The 1,386-nt window shown below is 65.6% G+C and carries 1 protein-coding gene; it reads left to right on the forward strand.

All coding sequences use genetic code 11. From position 1 onward, the window contains the following. The first annotated feature begins 57 nt into the window (after positions 1-57). A protein-coding gene (locus LUZ64_RS36615; RefSeq protein WP_232390649.1) for an IS3 family transposase occupies positions 58-1,343 on the forward strand; the annotation gives its coding sequence in 2 pieces (ribosomal slippage) (positions 58-331 and positions 331-1,343; 1,287 coding nt in all). Positions 1,344-1,386 lie beyond the last annotated feature (43 nt).

Raw genomic sequence — 1,386 nt, forward strand, 5'->3', positions numbered from 1 at the left:
TGAACCGTTCCGACTTCTCTGCCGCTCCGTTGTGAGCTAGCAGAGAGGATGGGCGCCATGCCCAAGAAGATTGACTCAACGCTTCGTAGCCAGGCTGTGCGGCTGGTGATGGAGCATCGCGCGGAGTACTCCTCCGAGCGCGCTGCCCACGTCCAGGTCGCCGAGTCGCTCGGTGTCTCGCGGGAGTCTGTGCGGCGGTGGGTCACCCAGCATGAGATCGACAGCGGCCAGGCCGCGGGCGTGAGCACGGACGAGCGCGAGGAACTGCGCAGGCTGCGGGCGGAGAACAAGCGGCTGCGTGAGGTGAACGAAGTCCTCAAGTCCGCGACGATTTTCTTCGCGGGGGAACTCGACCCCCGAAACCGCTGATCGTGGCCTTCATCGACGAGATGAAGGCTGCCGGTCATGCCGTCGAGTCGATCCTCATCGCCCTGAACACCGCAGGACTGAAGATCGCGGCACGAACCTTGCGAGCCTGGTGCGCCCCGGCCGCAGGCACGAACGGGCCCGCTGCCCGGACCGTGAGTGACGCCCTGGTCGAGGACGCTGTCCGGTCGCTGGCCTTCACCACCAATGCGGCCGGGCAGCGTGTGCTGGCTCCGGAAGGGCTCTATGGGCGGCGCAAGATACTGGCTCTCATCCGCCGCACGCTGCTGCCCGAGGCCGGGTTCGGAGCCGTCGACCGCGCCATGCGCTCGCTCGGGCTGGCCGGCGTCGTGCGCGGGAAGAGACCCAGAACCACCGTCCCCAACCCGGCCGGCACCCGGGCGGCAGACCTGCTGAACAGGGACTTCACCGCCCCGGCCCCGGACCAGAAGTGGATCACCGATTTCACCTATGTCCGCACGTATCAGTCGTTCACCTATGTGGCGTTCATCGTCGACTGCTTCTCCCAGAAGATCGTGGGCTGGCACGCTTCCCTCACGCGGGACGTGGAGCTGGTCGACGTGCCGCTCAGGATGGCGCTGTGGCGCCGCAGCCACGAAGGCACCCCCGTCGGACGGGACCAGCTGATCCACCACTCGGATGCCGGGTCGCAATATACGAGCGTGCGGTTCACCGAGCACCTCAAGATCGAGGGCATCAGGCCCTCCATCGGCAGCGTCGGGGACGCCTACGACAACGCACTGATGGAGACCATCAACGGCCTCTACAAGTCCGAGTGCATCCGCACCAAGGTCTTCCACGACGGCCCCTGGAGGACGGTCTCCGATGTCGAGTACGCCACCGCCGCATGGGTTGAGTGGTACAACAACCGCCGACTGCACTCAAGTCTGGGCATGACCAGTCCCACCGAGTACGAAGCAGCACACTACGCTGACACAGAACCAGTAGCCGGCTGATCACCGGCCAACAAACCACCGGCAGGAAAGTCGGAACGGTTCA

This window comes from Streptomyces albireticuli (assembly GCF_021228125.1).
Taxonomy (GTDB): domain Bacteria; phylum Actinomycetota; class Actinomycetes; order Streptomycetales; family Streptomycetaceae; genus Streptomyces; species Streptomyces albireticuli.